The organism is Halomonas sp. 707B3 (genome assembly GCF_024158645.1).
In the GTDB taxonomy this organism is placed as follows: domain Bacteria; phylum Pseudomonadota; class Gammaproteobacteria; order Pseudomonadales; family Halomonadaceae; genus Vreelandella; species Vreelandella lionensis.
Genome location: NZ_JAMZBE010000214.1, coordinates 1 through 4477 on the forward strand (window position 1 = coordinate 1; position 4477 = coordinate 4477).

The window sequence follows — 4477 nt, forward strand, 5'->3', positions numbered from 1 at the left end:
CTGAAGGCGGCCCCGCCGATGGCGACTACTACGGTCTGCCGTGGCCCTGCTGGGGCACGCCTGAGTTCAAGCACCCCGGCTCGCCTAACCTCTACGACACTAGCATTCCGGTCATGGAAGGCGGCATGGGCTTCCGCGCCCGCTTTGGTATCGAGCGCGATGGTGTGAACCTGCTGGCGGAAGGCTCCGCTCCTGTAGGCGGCGATATCGACGATGGCTACCCCGAGTTCACCGACCAGCTGCTCAAAGACTTGGGCTGGTGGGATGACCTGACCGCTGAAGAGAAAGTGGCGGCTGAAGGCCAGAACTGGAAGACCGACTTCTCCGGCGGTATCCAGCGTGTCGCTATTGAACACGGCTGCGCGCCTTACGGTAACGCCAAAGCCCGCGCTGTGGTGTGGACCTTCCCGGATGCGGTGCCGAAGCACCGTGAGCCGCTCTACACCACCCGTCGTGATTTGGTCGAGCGCTACCCCACGTGGGACGACTTTGACTCCATCATGCGTCTGCCCACGATGTACAAAACCATCCAGGACCGTGACAACAGCGCGGACTACCCGATCATTCTGACCTCAGGTCGTTTGGTCGAGTACGAAGGCGGCGGTGAAGAGACACGCTCCATGTCGTGGCTGGCTGAGCTGCAGCAGGAGATGTTTGTTGAGATCAACCCGGCCGATGCCAATGACATTGGTATCCGCGACGGCGACCAAGTGTGGGTCGAAGGCGCCGAAGGCGGTCGAGTCAAGGTGAAAGCGCTGGTCACGCCCCGCGTTGATCGTAAAGTGGCGTTTATGCCGTTCCACTTTGGCGGTGTGTTCCAGGGCGAAAGCCTGCACGACCGCTACCCGGAAGGCACCGTTCCTTATGTGATTGGTGAAGCGGCCAACACCGCCACCACCTACGGCTACGACCCGGTGACACTGATGCAAGAGACCAAGTGCACCATCTGCCGTATCGAACGCGCCAGCTAATAAGACCTGACCTGACAGCATGCCGGTGCGGACACGCCCGCACCGGCAAGAGGAGAACACCATGGCTCAAATGAAATTTATGTGTGACGCCGAGCGCTGCATCGAGTGCAACGGCTGCGTCACCGCCTGTAAGAACGCCAACGACGTCGAGTGGGGCATCCAGCGCCGCCGCGTAGTGACCCTGAACGACGGCGAAGCGGACGAAATGTCCATTTCCGTTGCCTGTATGCACTGTGATGATGCCCCTTGTATGGCGGTTTGCCCTACCGACTGCTTCTACAAAACCGACGATGGCATCGTGCTGCACGATAAAGACCTCTGCATCGGCTGTGGTTACTGCCTGTACGCCTGCCCCTTCGGCGCGCCGCAGTTCCCCCAGCAGAACGCCTTTGGCGAGCGCGGCAAGATGGACAAGTGCACCTTCTGTGCCGGTGGTCCCGCGGAAACCAAAGAAGAGGAGTACCAGAAGTACGGCTCTAACCGCATTGCAGAAGGCAAGCTGCCGCTGTGTGCTGAGATGTGTTCTACCAAAGCGCTGCTGGCGGGGGATGCTCAGGACGTAGCTGATATTTTCCGTCAGCGCGTTGTGCACCGTGGCCACAAAGATGGTGCGTGGTCGAACAACCCTCAGGCCAGTTCTGACAACCTTGCCTACGATGCTGCCCGCAAAGGGTAAGGAGGCGTGTCATGACAACGTTGAACATGACAAAGGTGCCCTCACGGGCACCTAGCGGCACCGCTAGCTGGTTGCAGCGCGGATGGCGTGTATGCCTGATGCTGGTGCTGTTAGTGGCAAGCCTGGGAGTCACGCAAATGGCCGTGGCGCAGGCAGACCCAGACCGCGAAATGACCACTGCTGCCCCCGGCATTACAGCGGATCAGTGGCGCCAAGTACGTAGCGGTGAAACCGGGCCGAACTACCGTGACTCACGTCACGAGAGTAACTACAACCTGATCAACTCCAGCGGCGAAACGTGGCGGATTTTGCGCAATCGTTGGGTGTCGCCGTTTGGCATGATTGCCATTGGTGGTATGGCGGCACTGATTGCGCTGTTCTACTTCATCGTCGGCCGTAAGTACTTGGAAGAGCCGCGTACGGGCCGCAAGCTCTTGCGCTGGTCGCTGCTGATGCGTGCGCTTCACTGGACCGTGGCGACGCTGTTCATCACCCTAGCGCTGACGGGGCTTAACCTACTGTTAGGCAAGTTCGTGTTCCGTACGCTGTTTGGTGATGCGGTATGGGCCTGGATGATTGCGGCTTCTAAAGTGCTGCACAACTATCTGGGACCGATTTTTGGCGTACTGTTGGTCATCATGCTGGTTAGCCTGATCAAAGAGAACATTCCCAAGAAGCACGACTGGGTATGGTTTAAAAAGGGCGGCGGTATGATTGGCAAAGGCCATGTAGATGCTGGTTTTGCCAACGGTGGCGAAAAAGCCTGGTACTGGCTGCTAGCGTCGGTGGGCATTTTGGTGGTGGCGAGTGGCTTCGTGCTCGACTTCCCCAACTTTGACCAGGGCCGCGACACCATGCAGTGGGCCAACATCATCCACGCCGTGGGTGCGCTGGGCCTTACCGCCGTCTCGCTGGGCCATATCTACATCGGCACGTTAGGTACGGAAGGCGCGCTGGAAGGCATGACCACCGGCTACGTGGATGAAACCTGGGCTAAAGAACACCACAACCTGTGGTATGAAGCGGTTAAAGATCAGACCGTTAGTGAAGAGGAACTGGCCGCGCGTAAAGCGGGCGGCAGCGGTGAGCCTTCAGCAGCCAAGCCAAGCTGAGTCACGCCGTCGAGATAAGTGGACGTGAACGCCCTTCGACACCGCCTTCGGGCGGTGTCTTTTGTTATGCTGCACTCCAACGACTTTTGAAAGAGGAATCACCATGGCGACATTTGACGAACTGGATGCCACCACCCGCACTGAGCTGGAAGCCGCCGCCTTTCGGCGCTTGCTCAAGCATCTGGACGACAATAAAGATGTGCAGAACATCGACCTGATGATTCTGGCGGATTTCTGCCGTAACTGCCTCTCGAAGTGGCTGGTGACCGCCGCCGATGAGCGCGGTACCGCGCTCGAACTGGACGCCGCCCGCGAGTACGTCTACGGCATGCCCTACAGCGAGTGGAAAGCCAATCACCAGGGTGAGGCAACGCCGGAACAGCTGGCTGCTCTTGAAGCGCGCCAAGCCAAGAAAAAGGCCAACGCCTCCCCCAACGAGCACAAGGAGTAGCGCCATGGATGCCATGGAAGCGCTGAACATTGCGGTGCTCACCGTCTCCGATACGCGGACGGAAGATACTGACCGCTCGGGCCAGTCGCTGGTGCAGCGGCTAACCGAGGCGGGGCACCGTTTGGCGGATAAGCGCATCGTACCGGATGACGTTTACCAGATCCGTGCGGTGGTAGCGCAGTGGATTGCCGACCCCGGCGTGCAGGTGGTGCTAACCACGGGCGGCACAGGGTTTACCGGGCGCGACTCTACCCCAGAAGCTATCTCGGTGTTGCTGGATAAACGTATCGAAGGTTTTGGTGAGCGCTTTCGCCAGCTCAGCGGCGATGAGATCGGCAGCTCCACGATTCAGAGTCGCGCATTGGGTGGCTTCGCTAACGCCACGGTGGTGTTCTGCCTGCCAGGCTCTACCGGTGCGTGCCGTACCGGCTGGGATGGCATTCTGGCCGAGCAGCTCGATAGCCGCCACAAACCCTGTAATTTTGCCAACCTGGTGATCCCCGGTCGGGGGCAGCATGGCTGAGTTACAGCCGATTGAAGCGGCGCTGAAAGCGCTATTAGCCGACGTGACGCCGCTCTCTGCCGAGCAGATCGCGTTGAATGACGCCGCTGGCCGTGTTCTGGCCGAATCGGTAACGGCCACGCTGGACGTGCCGCCGTTCGATAACAGCGCAATGGATGGCTATACGCTGCGTGCTATGGATGCGGGTAAGCGGCTGCCGGTTAGCCAGCGGATTGCCGCGGGCAGTACGGCACGGCCATTGGCGATGGGCACCTGCGCACGAATCTTTACCGGCGGGCAGATCCCCCCTGGTGCTGACTGCGTGGTAATGCAGGAGCGGGTGACTGAGGAGAACGGCGAGGCACTCATCCCCGCGGACGTGCCTGAAGGAGACAACGTTCGCCTGCAGGGCCGCGACGTGCGCCAAGGCGATGTGCTGCTCAATGCTGGCGAACGCTTGGAAGCCGCCGCGTTAGGGCATTTGGCGGGGCAAGGCATCACTCATGTCAGCGTATGCCGTCGCCCTCGGGTGGCGCTGCTCTCCACCGGTGATGAGATCGTCGACCCCGGCACGCCGTTACAACCGGGCCAGCTGTATAACTCCAACCGCCCCATGCTCAAGCGGCTGTTGGAGACGTTCGGGGCTGAGGTGGTTCAGCTGGTGAGCGTGCCCGATGACTACGCCCAAACCGTGGCGCTCTTGAACCACGCCGCTGCCGAGGCCGATGTGGTGGTGAGCACCGGTGGTGTCAGCGTCGGGGAGGA

General features: G+C 60.3%; 6 protein-coding genes. All 6 read left to right on the plus strand.

From position 1 onward, the window contains the following. Nucleotides 1–971: formate dehydrogenase subunit alpha (locus BIS10_RS17575; RefSeq protein WP_253507258.1), on the plus strand; the 971-nt coding region annotated here is incomplete at its 5' end. 61 nt (nucleotides 972–1032) lie between these two features. After that, entirely contained in the window at nucleotides 1033–1647 is a 615-nt protein-coding gene (gene fdh3B, locus BIS10_RS17580; protein WP_044630041.1) for a formate dehydrogenase FDH3 subunit beta, read from the plus strand. Between the two features lie 98 nt (nucleotides 1648–1745). Next, nucleotides 1746–2759, plus strand: a complete 1014-nt coding sequence (locus BIS10_RS17585) for a formate dehydrogenase subunit gamma (protein ID WP_392567198.1) — start codon at nucleotides 1746–1748, stop codon at nucleotides 2757–2759. A 103-nt stretch (nucleotides 2760–2862) separates the two neighbouring features. Next, nucleotides 2863–3210: a DUF1244 domain-containing protein gene (locus BIS10_RS17590; protein WP_054641247.1), complete on the plus strand. Its 348-nt coding sequence runs from the start codon at nucleotides 2863–2865 to the stop codon at nucleotides 3208–3210. A 4-nt stretch (nucleotides 3211–3214) separates the two neighbouring features. Further along, nucleotides 3215–3733 (plus strand): molybdenum cofactor biosynthesis protein B, encoded by a 519-nt coding sequence (moaB, locus tag BIS10_RS17595; protein WP_253507263.1) that lies wholly within the window; start codon nucleotides 3215–3217, stop codon nucleotides 3731–3733. After that, nucleotides 3726–4477: molybdopterin molybdotransferase MoeA (locus BIS10_RS17600; RefSeq protein WP_253507265.1), on the plus strand; the 752-nt coding region annotated here is incomplete at its 3' end. The genes moaB and BIS10_RS17600, both read left to right, overlap by 8 nt.